Here is an 18,525-nt window from a genome sequence, read left to right as displayed (position 1 = left end):
ATTTATAATAATATAAATATGTATATTGTGTCTATAGTGACGTATGCTTTCCATCAATCAGAGGCGTACATTTTCTCTTTCTGCTCCTTTATGGCTTCGTCATAGATATATTGGTCATATTCCATCAGTTTGTCTATTGTTCCATTTGGAGTCAGTTCGATAATACGGTCAGCGACAGTCTGTATGAACTCATGGTCATGACTTGCGAACAGAATGTTTCCCTTGAAGTTCACAAGGTTGTTGTTGAATGCCTGTATGCTTTCAAGATCAAGATGGTTGGTCGGTGTGTCAAGTATGAGGCAGTTTGCATTTTTAAGTTGCATCCTGGCTATCATACAGCGCATTTTCTCACCTCCGCTTAATACGTTCACCTTCTTTTGCACATCCTCATCCTTGAACAACATACGTCCGAGAAAACTCTTCATCTGCACCTCGTTGCCCTTGCCGAATTGGCTTAGCCAGTCCACGAGATTCAGCTCGCTTTTGAAAAACTCCGTATTGTCGAGGGGCAGGTAGGCTGTAGTAATGGTCACTCCCCATTTATATTCGCCCGCATCAGCCTGACGGTTACCGTTTATTATCTCAAATAATGCCGTCATTGCCTTAGGGTTATGGCTAAGGAATACCGTTTTCTGGCCTTTCTCTATTGTGAAGTTCACATGGTCAAACAATACAGTACCGTCCGCATCGACAGCTTTCAGGTCGCTTACCTCAAGAATCTGGGTTCCGGGCTCACGTTCCATCTGAAATATTATTCCCGGATATTTTCTCGAAGAAGGTCGGATTTCTTCCACATTGAGTTTGTCGAGCATTTTCTTCCGGCTTGTTGTCTGCTTGCTCTTTGCCACATTGGCAGAAAAACGACGTATGAACTCTTCAAGTTCTTTTCTCTTCTCCTCGGCTTTCTGACGCTGGTTCTGCGCCTGACGCAGTGCAAGCTGTGAACTCTGATACCAGAAAGAGTAGTTTCCCGAAAAGACAGTAACCTTTCCGAAATCTATATCTACAGTCTGGGTGCTTACCGCATCAAGGAAGTGACGGTCGTGGCTTACCACAAGCACAGTCTGCTCTATATTGCTCAAATACTCTTCCAGCCACATTACAGTGTCGAGGTCAAGGTCGTTGGTCGGCTCGTCAAGAAGAAGGTTGTCCGGATTGCCGAAAAGAGCTTTTGCAAGCATCACACGTACTTTCTCGTTGTTTGACAGTTCGCTCATCATCTTTCCGTGAAGACTTTCGTTCAGGCCCAAATTGGTAAGCATCTGGTCTGCATCACTTTCTGCGTTCCAACCGTCCATTTGGGCAAACTTATCCTCAAGTTCGGCAACTCTTATACCGTCTTCCTCATTGAAATCCGGCTTCATGTAAAGAGCCTCACGTTCCTTCATGTTTTCCCATAATGGCTTATGTCCCATAAGCACTGTATCGCGTACGCTATACTCATCATACTTGAAGTGATCCTGTTCCAATACTGAAAGACGCTCTCCCGGGCCAAGCTCTACAGAACCTTTATTAGGCTCAAGCTCACCGCTTATGGCACGAAGCAAAGTTGATTTTCCAGCTCCATTGGCACCTATCACTCCATAGATATTGCCGTTGGTAAATTTCAGGTTCACGTCTTTGTACAGAACTTTTTTCCCAAATTGAATGGCAAGGTTTGTGACTGTTATCATACTTATTTATTAAATATCTGAAATCAAATTCTTTTTCTGTTGTTACTGAGCCATTTGCTGCCATGACCCACCCTAAAGACAAAACGGATGCAAAGGTACTATAATTATTTTATATAACCAAATTTTTGTTTTTTCTACTGTTATGCGAAACATATAATATGTTTCTTACTTACAGCACTTTAGTTTGAGGAGAATATGATAGCGAGAATCCTCCATGATTAGTTCAATTTGAACAACATTTGTTAAAAAGTCCCATCCAAGACAATCTAAAACGTAATAAAAATTCACACAGCACTACCCTTACGTTTTTATGAGCTTTACACAAAACCGCCCAAATTACAACGCATTGATAATCAACCCATTAACAATAATCAAAAACTATGCCAAAAATGAATGGCCTATTCACGCTTGATGAATAGGCCATTCACGGCCGATGAACATGCCATTCACTGAGCATGAATAGCATGTTCATCGGAAGAGAATTTTACACTTATCAGAAATGTAAATAGATTTCAAAAAATTAAAAACGATCGGATATTTTTTAGTAAATTAACAAATGCATTCAAGGTAAGTATAATAACTCCCCTGAAGACATAACCACAACAAGAGGATAACCGTCATACATGATACATTCCGACTACCCGACATATTCAGTCGTATCCTCTATTCCTGCCTCGGCAAGAGCTTCTTTGCGCTCTATACATGTGCCGCATTTGCCGCACTGCCTCTCCCCTCCCTTATAGCATGACCAAGTCTCACTGTAATCGATACCAAGCTTTTTTCCGCGGCGCGCAATATCGGCTTTCGTTATATCCGTATATGGAGCGACAATACATATACCCACATAAGTACCGTTTGTCACGGCACTGTTCATAGCCGCAATAAATTCATTGCGGCAGTCAGGATAAATGGAATGGTCGCCGCCATGATTGGCAATCAACACGTTTTTCAGTCCGTTACTTTCCGCTATTCCTGCGGCTATAGACAACATTATCCCATTCCGGAACGGCACGACCGTCGACATCATATTCTTTCCGTCATAGTGTCCTTCAGGTATCGCATCCGCACCGTCAAGCAAAGAACTCTTAAAATACTTTTGCATGAATCCCAAAGGAATTGTTATATGGCGTATTCCAAGACGCTTACAATGCATCTCGGCCAACGGTATTTCATTCGCATTATGATTGCTTCCATAGTCAAACGATATTCCAAGAGCAATATCGTCTTTCCTCTCGTAAAGCAGAGTAATACTGTCCATACCGCCGCTTACAATAATCACAGAATCTTTCATAAGTATGAGCCTTGACTGGTTATATCCTTTATTTTACAGCAATCATCTCTATCTCCACAAGAGCGCCCTTAGGCAAATCTTTTACCGCGAACGCCGAACGTGCAGGAAACGGAGCTGAAAAAAAAGACGCATACACCTCATTCATTGCCGCAAAGTCGTCAATGTCCGCCAACAACACCGTCGTTTTCACCACTTTGCCAAAATCCGCTCCTGCCTGCAACAGTATGGCCTGTGCATTGAGAAGCGATTGTCTTGTCTGTTCCTTTATTCCCCCTTCCGGAAACAACCCTGTTGAGGCATCGATGGGCAATTGTCCTGATACATATACAAAACCGCCAGCCTCTATTGCCTGGCTATACGGCCCTATGGCAGCTGGTGCCTTGACTGTAGAAATCTGTTTCATACTCAATTATATTTGTTGTTTTTAAGTTTCAGGGAGCAAAGATACAACAAAGAAATGAAACCAAGTGCAAAATGGAGAAATATAGCAATAGGCAACAGCCTGTTTCATATCATTTTGCAAAGTGAATATTGCATTTACGAAAAATAGGGATAAAAAAAGATTAAAATATTATGCTGTTATGATAATGATACCGATATTTATCAGTAACTTTGCATCAGCTTCTTAAGCAAAAACAATGTATTGGGATATAAGTTATTTTTATAAAAATATATAAACAACAGTTATGAATATCGATCAATTCAACTTTGCCGGCAAAAAGGCAATTGTCCGTGTGGATTTCAATGTTCCATTGGATGAGAATGGAAATGTTACAGACGAAACCCGTATACGTGGTGCCCTTCCTACATTGAAGAAAGTTCTCGCCGACGGCGGTGCCCTTATCATGATGAGCCACATGGGCAAGCCCAAAGGCAAGGTTAAACCGGAGCTCTCATTGAAGCAGATTGTGAAGAACGTTTCCGATGCCCTTGGCGTAGATGTAAAATTCGCAGCCGACTGTGGCAATGCCGACAAGGAAGTTGCCGAGTTGAAAGCCGGTGAGGCTCTTTTGCTTGAAAATCTCCGCTACTATCCCGAAGAGGAAGGCAAGCCCGTAGGTATAGACAAAGAGGATCCTGCATATTCTGAGGCAAAGAAAGAAATGAAAGAGCGTCAGAAGGAATTTGCAAAGAAACTGGCTTCATACGCAGACTGCTATGTGATGGATGCTTTCGGAACGGCTCACCGCAGACATGCCTCCACGGCCGTCATAGCCGACTATTTTGATGCGGACAACAAGATGCTGGGATATCTTATGGAAAAAGAGGTTCAGGCTGTTGACAACGTCCTCAGCAATATCAAACGTCCTTTCACAGCCATAATGGGAGGTTCAAAAGTATCTACAAAAATAGGTATCATAGAGAACCTTCTCGGCAAGGTTGACAACCTCATCCTCTGCGGAGGTATGACATACACATTCGCAAAGGCACAGGGCGGCAACATCGGCAACTCTATATGCGAGAACGACAAACTCGACCTGGCTCTCGACATTATCAAGAAAGCAAAGGAAAACGGTGTAAACCTTGTTCTCGGTACAGACTGCATCGCCGGTGATGATTTCAAAAACGATGCGAACACACAGATTTGTCAGGCCAACAACATCCCTGAGGGTTGGGAAGGTATGGATGCAGGTCCTGAGACACGCAAGAAGTTTGCAAATGCCATTGAAGGCGCCAAGACAATCCTTTGGAACGGTCCTGCCGGCGTATTCGAATTTGACAACTTTGCAGGAGGCTCAAAAGCCATTGCCGAGGCTATAGCAAAAGCTACTGCCAACGGAGCTTTCTCACTTATCGGTGGTGGAGACTCTGTCGCATGTATCAATAAGTTTGGTATGGCTGATCAGGTTTCATATATCTCTACCGGTGGAGGTGCCCTTCTTGAAGCCATCGAGGGCAAGGTTCTTCCCGGTGTAGCAGCAATAAAAGGCGAATAAGACAATTATTCTGAATAATAGACTTGTTTCAAAAGGGCTGCCCGTTTTATCAGCGAGCAGCCTTTATTTTTTATATAAACCTAAAAACAACATTCAACAATGAAAATTCAAACATTTATCCTTTCGGCAGTAGCAATGACAATGGTTGCATGCGGAACAGACAAAGCAGGTACTACTCCTTTTGAGACAGATACCATAAAGGTAGAGAAAAAGGACAAACAGGCTGAATTGCTTATAAAGGTAGACTATCCCGTAAAAGGCAATACTATCCTGACAAACAGAATAAAAGAGTATATTGACGAAGAGCTTGGAGGAATATATACCGGTGATGTGACCAATACAGACTCTGTCGTAAAATTCTACTCCGACAAATATTACGGTATCATTGCAAACCAGTATAAAGAAGATGCCGGAGCTACGGCAGAATACGGAGATACAGACATGCCTCCTTACAGTAAAAGCTATGAGATATTAAAAATCAACGAGACAGACAAGTATGTCACATACATGTCCAAAACGTATGCATATATGGGCGGAGCACACGGCGTGTCTACCGGTATCGGAACAACCTTCAGAAAAAGTGACGGCAGAAAGTTTGACACAAGCATGATGCGCGACATTTATTCTGAAGAGTTCAGACAAATAATAAAAGAGGGATTGAAGCAATATTTCAGCGAGGCAGAGGGTGAGACCGTCAACGACGAGAATCTGAAAGGACTACTCCTGACAGAAAGTTCATTGGACTACCTGCCGTTGCCACAATTTCCTCCCTACCTCACTCCACAAGGCGTAGTATTCGCATATCAGCAATATGAGATAGCTCCGTATGCGTCAGGCATGCCTTCATTCGTTGTGTCATACGATAAAATGAAGCCATATCTCACACAGTCTGCGTTAAAGCTTATAGGAGAAACACAGGAAAGCAAATAAGAAGAATATCCCATAATAATCACAGTCAGAAAATATGGCCACGACTATTGTCATCCTATTAATAACAGTCATAATGTTTGTATCCGGAAAACTGCGTTCCGACATAGTGGCATTATGTGCGCTGACATCACTGGTTCTTCTCGGCATACTTACCCCCGAAGAAGCTTTATCGGGATTTTCATCCACGGTGGTGATAATGATGGTGGGACTGTTTGTCATCGGCGGCGCGATACTCCAGACAGGATTGGCCAAGGTCATGAGCCAGAAAATAATAAAGCTTGCAAGAGGCAACGACACAGGCCTGTTCCTGCTTGTGATATTCGTCACGGCTTTCATCGGAGCTTTTGTAAGCAACACCGGCACTGTAGCTCTTATGATGCCCATTGTAGTAAGCATGGCAGCACAGTCGGGCGTGAGACCCTCACGCCTGCTGATGCCGCTTGCCTTTGCAAGCAGTATGGGAGGAATGCTTACACTTATAGGTACTCCACCCAACCTTGTAATACAGGAAGCACTGACAGAAAACGGCTACAGGCCTTTGGAGTTTTTCTCATTCACCCCTGTGGGACTTATATGTATCGCCGTCGGCATCATAATAATGTTGCCATTAAGCAAGGTCTTTCTATTCAAGAACAATGAAAATGAAAGCAATAAGGAAGGAAGGGGAAAAACTCTCGATGAACTTGTAGAGGAATATAATCTTAGCAATGGAGTAAGACGATATCTGATTACATCCGTTTCCGACATAAAAGGAAAAACAGTTGCGGAACTCAACCTGCGTAACAACTACGGACTTTCCATTCTCGAGATAAGAAATGAAAACAACTCAAGCGGAGGAATCATCCGAAACGTGACACAAAGCCTTGCCTCCCCTGGTACAATACTTGCCGAAAGAGACATTATATACCTCATGGGCGACAAGAAAAAGATGGATGAGTTCGCAAAAAAAGCACGTATCCAGAAACTGGATAAAAACAATATAGACTTCTACGATTTAGGCATAACGGAAATCGTGCTTATGCCCAAATCACGGCTTATAGGAACAAGACTTATAAATTCAGGATTCCGTGAGAAATACAGCATAAACATATTAGGAATAAAACGCAATAAAGACTACATACTTGACAATCTGACCGGTGAGAAGCTATGTCCAGGAGACGTATTGCTCGTACAAGGCAAATGGAGCAATATCGCAAAACTTGACGATGAAGAAACCGACTGGGTCGTACTCGGCCAACCTGAGAAACAGGCGATGCAGGTCACCCTCGACTACAAGGCGCCAATGGCGGCTGTCATTATGGCCGTAATGGTGTTTGCAATGGTATTTGACTTTATTCCGGTCGCCCCGGTCACCGCTATAATGACAGCCGGCCTGCTTACAGTACTCACCGGATGTTTCCGCAATATAGAGGCTGCTTATAAAACGATAAATTGGGAGAGCATTGTACTTATTGCCGCCATGATGCCGATGTCCGTAGCACTCGAAAAGACCGGGACATCCGCCATGATATCCCATTCTCTTGTGGAAGTGCTCGGTGCAATGGGACCTACAGTACTGTTATGCGGGATATACTTTACCACATCACTTCTGACAATGTTCATAAGCAATACGGCAACGGCGGTTTTGATGGCCCCAATTGCCATGACATCCGCCATTGAAATAGGGGCAAGTCCATACCCGTTCCTATTCGCGGTGACGTTAGGGGCAAGCATGTGTTTTGCATCACCGTTTGCCACTCCGCCAAATGCCCTTGTCATGAATGCGGGAGGATATAAGTTCGGTGATTACATAAAGGTCGGATTGCCTCTTCAGGTTATCATCGGAATAGCAATGACATTCGTTTTGCCACTGCTCTTTCCTTTCTGATGCAGAACATTGAATATTTATCGGATATGAAAACATATATTTTAAACATAAAGGACTGTATTGCAATTTCAAACGTCCTGTCACCATCACTGCTTACATTATCAATCGCTATATGTATTGCAGCATGCGGAAATAAAAACATAAAGAATCCCGAAACCGACAGGATAACCGTGACAAGAAGTGTACATCTTACAAAGGATTCTGACTCACCGATGTGTAAAGTAAGCATGGATATCATCTATGTAAAAGACACAGAGGGGGAAAAGTCCAAATCAATAAACAACGCGATAGAGAAACGCCTGTTCGATATGTCAGATGTAGGAATGAAACATGCGGCAGATTCTTTCGCCACAAGATATACAACAGAATACATGGAAAACTTCGCGGCATTATACAAGGCTGACCGCGGTGACGAAAACAAGACATCATGGTATAATTTCTATTATAATATACAGACATCTGTTGGCAACGGCAAACCAGGCGTCATGGTATATAAGATAGACTCTGAATACTATGAAGGAGGGGCGCATTCGATAAAACAGATATTCTATCTGAATTTCGATAATGAAACAGGAAAACCGCTCACCGTCAATGATATATTTGTACCGGGACACACCAAACAACTTAACTCCATAGTGCTTGACGCACTGAAGGAAAAAGCAGAAGCTGAAGACATAAATGAGCTACAAGACAAGGGCTATCTGTGTTCAACGGAAATGTTCGTACCGGAAAATTTCATTATCGGTGAAGACGGAATCACATTTATATATAATACATACGAAATAGCTCCATACGACAATGGAATGACAGAACTGTATATCAGATATTCTGATATAAGGAAATTAATGAAAAGTGACAATAAAAACTCATGACATCATAAATAAAAAACATTAAACTCAATTATAATGCAACAAATAATCAAATACTTTCCAAAACTTACAGAACTCCAACTGAAACAGCTTGCCGCACTTGACGAGCTGTACCACGACTGGAATTCCAAGATAAATGTCATTTCCAGAAAAGACATTGACAACTTATACGAACACCACGTACTGCACTCTCTTGCCATTGCCAAAGCCATAAACTTCCGCCCCGGTACGGAAATTCTTGATTTCGGATGTGGCGGAGGTTTTCCCGGAATACCACTGGCAATCATGTTTCCCGAATGCAAATTCAAACTTATTGACGGAACAGGAAAAAAAGTTATGGTTGCAAAAGAAGTTGCCAACGCCATCGGACTGACCAACTGCAATCCTGTACATCTAAGAGGCGAGGAAGAGAGAGGTAAATTCGACTTTGTTGTCAGTCGTGCCGTAATGCAGTTGCCAGACCTGATGAAAATAGTGAGAAAGAACATATCAGGAAAACAACGCAATTCAATGCCAAACGGAGTGTTCTGCCTAAAAGGCGGAAATCTTGAAACGGAGACTCAAATGTTCAGAAAGATTGTGGAAACCACAGAATTGTCAATGTGGTTCAAGGAAGAATGGTTTAAAGAAAAACATCTTATATACCTACCGGTCTGAAATGTCATTGTAATAAAGAACATCATGGATATAAAGAAATTCGTATGCAATCCTTTTCAGGAAAATACATATATAGTGAGTGACGAGACAAAGGAATGCGTGATAATAGACTGTGGAGCGTTTTTTGCGGAAGAACGCAAAGCCATTTTGGAATATATACGCAACAACAGGCTTACGCCACGTCATCTGCTGTCAACCCATGCGCATATAGACCATAATTTCGGCACAGACACCATATACGGGGAATTTGGATTAAAGCCTGAAATACACATCAATGACAAGATACTTGCCGGCAAGCTGCATGAACAGGCAAAAACTTTCTGCGGAATAGACATAAACTATGATTTTCCAGAACCAGGAGTATGGTTGTGCGATAAAGATATGATAACATTCGGAAACCATAGTTTCAGAATACTGTCTACACCTGGGCATACCCCCGGTTCTGTATTCTATCATTGCGCGGAGGAAGGTATCGCATTCTCCGGTGACACACTTTTCAACATGAGCATCGGACGCACTGATTTTGAATTAGGCTCGTATGATGATATAATAGAAAGTCTGCGGCATATATCGTCCGCACTACCTCCAGATACAGTCATATATCCGGGACACGGTCCAAAAACAAGCATGGATACGGAAACGACATACAATCCTTATCTCAAACTATGAACATATATCTTATAATTATAGGCTCCTTATCCCTATAATTATAAGATATTATACTTTAAATAGAATTGGCTGTCTGTTCGTCAAAACATCATTCCATGTAACAAACATCATTTTACAATAGTAAACCTTGCGAATTTCAAAAGCAGCTGCTTTGTACCTGCGTTTTTAAATTCTACTGTGGCTTTTGCGTTTTCTCCATTTCCTTCCACATGCTTTATCACCCCAATACCAAACCGCTGATGCTCAATAATGTTTCCAACAGCAACACCATCCTTCCTCACATCGGTTTGCGATGGCTGTAGGGAGATATCGGTTTTATCCGCAACAGTAACTTCAGATACACGTTTCATGTTCCTTGCTGACGCGGCATTCAAATCACGCTTGAAACTTTCTGAAAAAACCTCCGGTGCCGGGCTTTCCTTACGCACAGGAACAATACGCGGTTTGGGGTCCGCCTTAAACTGTGACGCCACCGGATGGGGATTCTGCATCCATTCCTTCCGCTGCCCACCATCATAACCATTGAACATTTTCGATACACCGCCCTGCCCTTCTATATTCAAAAGGGAACGGTCTATATCATTTATAAAACGAGAAGGAGTATCGTACTCGATACGTCCATAGCGGAAACGGTTCTGGGCACACGTAAGTATACAATGCTTCTCCGCACGTGTGATGGCTACATACAATAGACGCCTTTCTTCCTCAAGTTCCCTGATACTGTTACAGCTCATCGGTGAAGGAAATATATTTTCCTCCAGCCCCACGACAAACACAGTGGGAAATTCCAATCCCTTTGCCGAATGTACTGTCATAAGCGACACTTTCGGCTGATTATCATCGGTATCACTGTCAAGGTCTGTGAGCAACGACACCTCCTGCAGGAAATCGCCAAGCATAACATAAGCGGTCTGGTCTTCTTCCATGCGCGTATCAACAAAATCCTTCATGCCCCCAAGAAACTCATCAATGTTCTCCTGGCGTGCAAGGTCTTCTGGATCCTGCCCTTTATATATATCCCTGTAAATTCCACTCTCTTTTATTATATCCCGTCCAAGGGTATACGCATCCGTTGCCACAACCCTCTCTATCCATTGGCTGACCTGCGAACGAAAACCGGAAAGTTTCCCCATGGTCCCCTTGCTGATACTAAGTCCGTAAACATCCGGCCTGCAAATCACTTCCCATAAACTGACATTATTTGCGTTGGCAGCACCAGCAATTTTTCCAAGCGTAGTATCGCCTATACCACGAGCCGGATAGTTTATGATTCTGCGCAAGGCTTCCTCATCGTCAGGATTAACCACCATACGGAAATACGCGATAACGTCCTTAATCTCCTTACGCTGATAAAAGCTCAATCCGCCATATATCCGATATGGGATATTTTGCTTGCGCATATATTCCTCAAAGCTTCTGCTCTGTGAGTTGGTTCGGTAGAGAATGGCAAAATCACTGTATTCACATTTGTCCGTTCTTCTTATTTTCTGAATGTCGCGGCATACAATAAGCGCTTCCTCCTTGTCACTATACGCCGGTTTAAGCACAAGTTTCTCACCATGCTCTTTTTCACTGAACACATCTTTAGGTATCTGATAACGGTTATGGCGTATAAGACTGTTTGCGGCCCGTACGATATTTTGAGTAGAACGGTAATTCTGTTCCAATTTAAACAGACGCGCATTGTCATAGAACTTAGTAAAATTCAGAATGTTATCTATATTGGCTCCACGAAAGCTGTAAATACTTTGAGCATCATCTCCAACCACACATACACGCTGATTGTCTTTTGTCAGCAACATCACGATTGCCTGCTGAACACGGTTCGTATCCTGATACTCATCAACAAGTACATACCGGAAACGGTCCACATATTTCAACCTTATTTCTTCATTCGTATTAAATAAAGTATATGTATTCACCAGCAAATCGTCAAAATCCATCGCATTCGCCTGCCTGCACCGTTCCGAATATCTCAGATAAATATCCTTTATTGCTGGCATTTTCCTTTGTACGTCTGTCATTACGGTCTCCGCGCTGTTGGCATAAGCCGCAGGAAGAAGAAGCTGGTTCTTCGCCATGCTTATCCTGTCGGCAACAGAAGAAGGTTTGTAGACCTTGTCATCAAGCTTCATGTCTTTTATTATATTCTTTACCAATGAGCGCGAGTCACCCTGGTCATAAATGGTGAATCCTGAAGTATATCCGATATGTGTGGCCTCGGAACGTAATATTTTTGAGAATACAGAGTGGAATGTACCCATATTAAGACATCGTGCAATGTGTTCACCTACAACCTGGCCTATACGTTCTTTCATCGCACGTGCCGCCTTATTGGTAAATGTAAGCGCAAGGATGTTCCACGGCTCAAGTCCGTTTTTTAGCAGATAAGCAATTTTATATGTAAGCACGCGTGTCTTTCCAGAACCGGCACCGGCTATAACCAACTGTGCACCATCACAATACAATACAGCCTCACGCTGAGCCCCATTCAACCGTTTAAGAATATCTTCTGTCATAGCCTACAAATTTATGACAAATATAATAAACGGCAAAATATTTTATAATATTTCTACCATGTTGACAATCTGCCATAAACAGGCTGTGCCATATAGTTAAAGAGTTGAAAAGAATACAATGATTTATATATTTTATAGAAATAATTTATTAATTTTGCAGCAATAAACGTTTAAAGAGTTAATTATTCATTTTTCATAAAACAGAAGAGAATATGACTTATTCCAATGAAGTCAACAACATGTGCGTTGTTGCAAAAGGTCCGAACCACGGACCGGCCCCTATTCCTGAAGAGGGTAAATGGATTCAGGCAAAAGAGATAAAAGACATCTCCGGTTACACTCACGGTGTTGGTTGGTGTGCTCCTCAGCAGGGAGCTTGTAAGCTTTCCCTTAATATCAAGGAAGGCGTTATTCAGGAGTGCCTTGTCGAGACTATCGGTTGTACCGGTATGACTCACTCTGCAGCAATGGCATCAGAGATACTCCCCGGAAAAACAATTCTTGAGGCTCTCAATACCGACTTGGTTTGTGATGCAATCAACACAGCCATGCGTGAACTCTTCCTGCAGATTGTCTACGGCCGTTCACAGAGCGCATTCTCTGAAGGCGGACTTGTTATCGGTGCCGGTCTTGAGGACTTGGGCAAAGGTCTCCGCAGCCAGACAGGTACACTCTACGGAACAGTAGCCAAAGGTACACGTTATCTTGAGCTGACAGAGGGTTACATAACAAAGATGTTTCTTGACAAGGATAACCAGGTTTGCGGTTATGAATATGTTCATCTCGGCAAAATGATGGAAGCGATAAAGAACGGAATGGATGCCAATGAAGCAGTAAAGAAATTCACAGGTTCTTACGGTCGCACAAAAGCCGAGCAGGGAGTTGTTAAGTCTATTGATCCACGTAAAGAATAAGGAGACACGTTATTATGATTAGAGAAGTAAAATTTGAAAGCCAGGAGCGCAGAATCGAGCAGGTTCTTGCCGCACTGAACGCAAACGGTATCAAGGATATTGAAGAGGCTAATCAGATTTGCGAGAACGCAGGTGTTGACCCTTATCAGATTTGCGAGGAAACACAGGGTATCTGCTTCGAGAATGCAAAATGGGCTTATGTATGTGGTGCCGCCATCGCTATAAAGAAAGGTGTAAAGACAGCTGCTGACGCAGCTGAAGCTATAGGTATCGGTCTGCAGAGCTTCTGCATACCGGGCTCTGTCGCTGACGACCGCAAGGTCGGTATCGGCCACGGCAACCTCGCAGCACGTCTGCTCCGCGAAGAAACAGAGTGTTTCGCTTTCCTCGCCGGCCACGAATCATTTGCTGCCGCTGAGGGTGCTATCAAAATCGCAGAAATGGCAAACAAAGTACGCCAAAAGCCTCTGCGCACAATCCTCAACGGCTTGGGCAAGGACGCTGCGATGATTATCAGCCGCATCAACGGATTTACATACGTACAGACAAAGTTTGATTACTATACAGGCGAACTGAATGTTGTTCAGGAAATTCCCTACTCAGACGGCCCAAGGGCAAAAGTAAAATGCTATGGTGCGGACGATGTACGTGAAGGTGTTGCCATACTGTGGAAAGAAAATGTAGATGTTTCCATAACGGGCAACTCAACAAACCCGACACGATTCCAGCACCCTGTTGCAGGTACATATAAAAAAGAGCGTGTACTTGCAGGCAAGGCTTATTTCTCTGTTGCTTCAGGTGGCGGTACAGGACGCACACTTCATCCGGACAACATGGCTGCAGGTCCTGCATCTTACGGCATGACTGATACTTTGGGCCGTATGCACAGCGACGCACAGTTTGCAGGTTCTTCATCCGTTCCCGCCCACGTGGAAATGATGGGCTTCCTCGGAATGGGAAACAATCCTATGGTTGGTGCAACAGTTGCAGTTGCAGTGACTATTGATATGGCTCTTAACAAGAAATAATCATATCACTTAATACATAAAGAAATCCCTGTTGTCCCAATTTGGGATAAACAGGGATTTTTTAATAATGCCAATGTTTTCACATAAAGTATGGCCTATCTATTATAAACTCAAAAAAGCGGCAAAATAATGGATTTACTCAAATCATTCATAATAACGCTGTTCGCTGTAACGGCACAGATATCAGATGCACAGACAAAGGCATTTAAAAACGACATCAAGTCTGTTCAGGTCATGGCAAACAACGACTGGCTGTCACCGCCTGTGATAAACCTTAACAGCAGTGACGTGATAAACATCGGATTTGACCAACTGTCGCATAACTATCACAGATACACATACAGGATTGAGCACTGTGAAGCCGACTGGACCGTGTCTGACCAGATATTTCAAAGTGACTATCTTAACGGCCTTAATGACAATACCATAGACAATTATACAAACTCCATAAACACGATTATCGACTACACACACTATTCACTACAGATACCAAACGACAAATGTAGTCTGAAAATGAGCGGAAACTACCGTGTAAGCATATTTGATGATGATAACGGAGGAGAGAAAGTATTGCAAGCCGAATTCATGGTTGTGGAACAAATCATGAACATCGGAATGAATGTCACAACCAACACGGATATTGACGTAAATAAAGCCCACCAACAGTTAACTGCGGAACTGAACTATGGCGGTATAAACATAACTAACTATGAAGAAGAGATAAGAACTGTCTTTATGCAGAATGCAAGACATGACAATGCACGAAAGAATCTGAAACCTTCAATTATAAACAATATAGGAGTAAAATGGACTCACAACAAGAACCTTATATTTACAGGTGACAACGAATACCGCAAATACGAAATACTTGCGGTATCCCATCCTACCATGGGCATAGACCGCATCTCATGGGACGGTCACAACTATAACGCATACCCGTTTATTGACGAATTGAGGAAAAACTATCTGTTTGACGAGGATGCAAACGGATATTTTCTCATACGCAACAGCGATAATACAGAAATAGACCATACATGCGAATATGTGTATGTACATTACACATTCAAATCACCGGAGATAAACCTACCAGTATATGTTACAGGCAAATGGACAACAGATTCAGACTCCGACTCATATCTGATGAAATACGACAATGAAACACAGTCATATCACACGACAATCCTTCAGAAACAAGGCTATTATTCATATCAATACATGGCTCAGGAACCGAAAGGGAACATGACATTCACTCCGTTGGAAAACAGTTTCTATCAGACAGAAAACCGTTATCAGGCATTTGTATATTACAAAGGTATCGGAGACCGTACTTGGAGACTGACCGGCTACAGACAAACCTCTTTTAAATAACACCAATATCATTTTCATAGCCATGCACCATATACTATATGCGTTAATAATCCAGGCAAGAAAATTACGAAGAGAAATTACACATACATCGATGAAAAACTATCATTTACAACTACATTCAAAACCGCATTCACTCGTGTGCACGTAAATTAAATTCCTAACCGCATAATTCCTCTTCAGTTGGCATCAGGCCGTAAACCTTTACGTTATATTTACACAATAAAAAATTTGGCCATTAAACAAATAATCACTAACTTTGCATTAAAATGAAAAACTTGATATAAATCATCCATATAGTATGAAACCATTAAACAAACAATTTGCGCCTAAGAGCGTAATGCCTGAAAAAGTTATTCAATTCGGTGAAGGAAATTTCCTTCGTGCATTCGTTGATTGGATTATCTGGAACATGAATCAGAAAACAGACTTTAACGGTTCTGTTGTTGTTGTGCAGCCGATTGAGCGCGGAATGGCAGAATGGCTCAACGGCCAGGATTGTCTTTATCATGTGAATCTTCAGGGACGCGAAAACGGCCAACCCGTGAATACCCTTCAGCGTATAGACTGCATCAGCCGTGCCCTTAACCCTTATTCACAGAACCAGGCTTTTATGGCTCTTGCTGATCAGCCAGAAATCCGTTTTGTCATATCAAATACAACTGAAGCAGGTATAGCCTTCGACCCGTCATGCAAACTCGAAGACGCTCCGGCATCATCATACCCGGGAAAACTCGTACAACTTCTGTACCGCCGTTGGCAAACATTCAACGGTGATCCGTCAAAAGGCTTGATTATATTCCCATGCGAACTCATCTTCCTTAATGGCCACGTACTGAAAGATTGTATCAATAAATACATTGAACTTTGGAAGTTGCCAAAAGAATTCAAAGATTGGTTTGACAACAGTTGTGGTGTTTATGCCACATTGGTAGACCGCATCGTACCAGGATTCCCACGCAAGGAAATTGCAGAGATACAGGAGAAAATAAGCTATCGCGACAACCTTGTTGTACAGGCAGAGACATTCCATCTTTGGGTTATCGAGGCACCGAAAGAGATTGCCAAAGAGTTCCCTGCAGACAAGGCCGGACTGCACGTATTGTTCGTTCCGTCAGAAGAACCATACCACAAACGTAAGGTCACATTGCTGAATGGCCCGCACACCGTTCTTTCTCCAGTGGCATTCTTAAGCGGTGTAAATATCGTACGCGACGCCTGCAACCACGAAACCATAAGCCAATATATACACAAGGTACAGTTTGATGAGCTTATGCAGACACTTGACCTGCCTATGGAAGAGTTGGAGAAATTTGCAGCAGACGTTTTGGAACGTTTCGACAATCCTTATGTAGACCATCAGGTAACAAGCATCATGCTTAACTCATTCCCGAAATTCTGTGCACGTGACCTGCCTGGAGTAAAAACATATCTTGAGCGCAAAGGCGAACTGCCAAAGGGACTGGTATTCGGTTTGGCGGCAATAATCACTTATTACAAAGGCGGCAAGCGTGAAGACGGAACAGAAATCATACCTAATGACGCACAGGATATTATGGATTTACTGAAGAACCTTTGGGCTACAGGTGACACACAAAAAGTTGCTGACGGAGTTCTTGGTGCAACATCTATATGGAATGAAGACCTGAACGATATCGAAGGTCTGAACGCAATGGTTAAAATGTATCTTGACCTTATTCAGGATAAAGGTATGCTTGAGGCCGTTAAAACTATTCTTTAATATCTTCATAATAAAAGCTATTTAATAAAACAATAATAAAGAAAGGCCGGAAAGTTTTTGCTTTTCCGGCCTCTTTCATTATATATGGGATATAAAAACACATAAGATGCTAACAGAAGAAATATTGAGACAATATGCCGATAAATACGAAACAAAAGAATTTATTAACGGTGACCCGAGTTGGTTCATGCACCAAGTAAACGGAAAGGAGAATCAAGAGACCATTGCTTTCATCGCATCATGTCTGAGCTATGGCAACAGAAAGCAGTTTATGCCCAAAATACAAAATATATTGGACTATTCCGAGGGCAACGTATACAAATGGGTAAAATCCGGTGAGTTTGAAATTGACATCCCCGACAATAGGAACAAATGTTACTATCGGCTATATACATATCACACGATGAACGCTTTCTTACATACACTTCAAAACATGCTGCTGCAATATGGCTCAATAGGAGAATTCGTTAAAAACAGTATTTCATCTTTAAACGACGGCAATCCGTCAAAATCAGACAATAAAGACAACATCATGCATGGTAAATGTATTGATGCCGTGGCAGCAATCTGTCAGTACTTCGCTGCAAACGGGATTGAAGGTATTATCCCCAAAAATACCACATCATCATGCAAAAGAATATGCATGTTTCTAAGATGGATGGTACGCAGCGGGTCACCAGTCGACCTCGGCCTGTGGAAAGATATAATAGACCTCCGCACACTTATAATACCGATGGACACACACGTCATGCAACAAGCTGTAAAATTAGGATTACTAAAAAACAAGACGGCATCGATGTCTGCAGCACGACAATTGTCCGCACGTATGGCCGAGATATTTCCAGAAGACCCGATGAAAGCAGATTTTGCATTATTCGGATATGGGATAAACAATAAATAAAACACACATAAACTATTATCCTCCTGTCACATCAATATCATTAAAACCTGTATCCAGATACAGAAAGACGGCATACAAAGTTTTACAACAATAATATAAATAATGCAACTGCTATAAAATTATAAAAACGCCCCATACTTTTGTCTATAAAACAAAAATATAAT

General features: G+C 42.3%; 15 protein-coding genes and 1 pseudogene. 11 read left to right on the top strand and 5 right to left on the bottom strand.

Going from position 1 to position 18,525, the window contains the following annotated elements; all coding sequences use genetic code 11:
- Positions 1-53 precede the first annotated feature (53 nt).
- The 4 genes and pseudogenes from HPS56_RS13575 to HPS56_RS11820 all read right to left on the bottom strand — a co-directional run bounded on the left by HPS56_RS13575 (position 54) and on the right by HPS56_RS11820 (position 3,367).
- A complete protein-coding gene (locus HPS56_RS13575) occupies positions 54-1,100 on the bottom strand; it encodes an ABC-F family ATP-binding cassette domain-containing protein (RefSeq protein WP_369800312.1) in 1,047 nt (348 codons plus the stop codon).
- A 33-nt stretch (positions 1,101-1,133) separates the two neighbouring features.
- Positions 1,134-1,673: pseudogene (locus tag HPS56_RS13570) on the bottom strand (ATP-binding cassette domain-containing protein); the annotation flags it as partial.
- Positions 1,674-2,310: 637 nt separating this feature from the next.
- Entirely contained in the window at positions 2,311-2,964 is a 654-nt protein-coding gene (gene queC / locus HPS56_RS11825; protein ID WP_172276876.1) for a 7-cyano-7-deazaguanine synthase QueC, read from the bottom strand.
- Between the two features lie 28 nt (positions 2,965-2,992).
- Complete coding sequence (locus HPS56_RS11820; RefSeq protein WP_172276873.1) at positions 2,993-3,367, bottom strand: RidA family protein; 375 nt, start codon at positions 3,365-3,367, stop codon at positions 2,993-2,995.
- 283 nt (positions 3,368-3,650) lie between these two features.
- Here HPS56_RS11820 and HPS56_RS11815 point away from each other — a divergent pair, with 283 nt between their 5' ends.
- The 6 genes from HPS56_RS11815 to HPS56_RS11790 all read left to right on the top strand — a co-directional run bounded on the left by HPS56_RS11815 (position 3,651) and on the right by HPS56_RS11790 (position 9,893).
- Complete coding sequence (locus HPS56_RS11815) at positions 3,651-4,901, top strand: phosphoglycerate kinase (RefSeq protein ID WP_172276870.1); 1,251 nt, start codon at positions 3,651-3,653, stop codon at positions 4,899-4,901.
- A 99-nt stretch (positions 4,902-5,000) separates the two neighbouring features.
- Positions 5,001-5,831: a DUF3298 and DUF4163 domain-containing protein gene (locus HPS56_RS11810; protein ID WP_172276867.1), complete on the top strand. Its 831-nt coding sequence runs from the start codon at positions 5,001-5,003 to the stop codon at positions 5,829-5,831.
- Between the two features lie 34 nt (positions 5,832-5,865).
- Positions 5,866-7,698 (top strand): SLC13 family permease, encoded by a 1,833-nt coding sequence (locus HPS56_RS11805; RefSeq protein ID WP_172276864.1) that lies wholly within the window; start codon positions 5,866-5,868, stop codon positions 7,696-7,698.
- Between the two features lie 26 nt (positions 7,699-7,724).
- A complete protein-coding gene (locus HPS56_RS11800; protein ID WP_172276861.1) occupies positions 7,725-8,570 on the top strand; it encodes an RsiV family protein in 846 nt (281 codons plus the stop codon).
- Between the two features lie 33 nt (positions 8,571-8,603).
- Complete coding sequence (gene rsmG / locus HPS56_RS11795; protein WP_172276858.1) at positions 8,604-9,224, top strand: 16S rRNA (guanine(527)-N(7))-methyltransferase RsmG; 621 nt, start codon at positions 8,604-8,606, stop codon at positions 9,222-9,224.
- Between the two features lie 21 nt (positions 9,225-9,245).
- Positions 9,246-9,893, top strand: coding sequence for an MBL fold metallo-hydrolase (locus HPS56_RS11790; protein ID WP_172276941.1), 648 nt, complete (start codon positions 9,246-9,248; stop codon positions 9,891-9,893).
- Between the two features lie 107 nt (positions 9,894-10,000).
- Here the strand turns inward: HPS56_RS11790 and HPS56_RS11785 are convergent, their stop codons facing one another.
- Positions 10,001-12,412 (bottom strand): ATP-dependent helicase, encoded by a 2,412-nt coding sequence (locus HPS56_RS11785; RefSeq protein ID WP_172276855.1) that lies wholly within the window; start codon positions 12,410-12,412, stop codon positions 10,001-10,003.
- A gap of 212 nt (positions 12,413-12,624) precedes the next feature.
- On the opposite strand from HPS56_RS11785, the gene HPS56_RS11780 reads away from it, so the two are divergent.
- The 5 genes from HPS56_RS11780 to HPS56_RS11760 all read left to right on the top strand — a co-directional run bounded on the left by HPS56_RS11780 (position 12,625) and on the right by HPS56_RS11760 (position 18,361).
- On the top strand, positions 12,625-13,326 hold the full coding sequence (locus HPS56_RS11780; protein WP_172276852.1) for an iron-sulfur cluster assembly scaffold protein: 702 nt from the start codon (positions 12,625-12,627) through the stop codon (positions 13,324-13,326).
- A 14-nt stretch (positions 13,327-13,340) separates the two neighbouring features.
- Positions 13,341-14,354: a GGGtGRT protein gene (locus tag HPS56_RS11775; RefSeq protein ID WP_172276849.1), complete on the top strand. Its 1,014-nt coding sequence runs from the start codon at positions 13,341-13,343 to the stop codon at positions 14,352-14,354.
- A 129-nt stretch (positions 14,355-14,483) separates the two neighbouring features.
- Positions 14,484-15,722, top strand: a complete 1,239-nt coding sequence (locus HPS56_RS11770; protein WP_172276846.1) for a type IX secretion system plug protein — start codon at positions 14,484-14,486, stop codon at positions 15,720-15,722.
- 298 nt (positions 15,723-16,020) lie between these two features.
- Positions 16,021-17,460: a tagaturonate reductase gene (locus HPS56_RS11765; RefSeq protein ID WP_172276843.1), complete on the top strand. Its 1,440-nt coding sequence runs from the start codon at positions 16,021-16,023 to the stop codon at positions 17,458-17,460.
- Positions 17,461-17,566: 106 nt separating this feature from the next.
- Entirely contained in the window at positions 17,567-18,361 is a 795-nt protein-coding gene (locus HPS56_RS11760) for a TIGR02757 family protein (protein WP_172276840.1), read from the top strand.
- Positions 18,362-18,525: the final 164 nt, after the last annotated feature.

Origin of the sequence: Xylanibacter muris (assembly GCF_013166605.1) — a bacterium.
GTDB lineage: Bacteria > Bacteroidota > Bacteroidia > Bacteroidales > Bacteroidaceae > Prevotella > Prevotella muris.
This window is presented reverse-complemented; position numbering and strand designations above follow the sequence as displayed.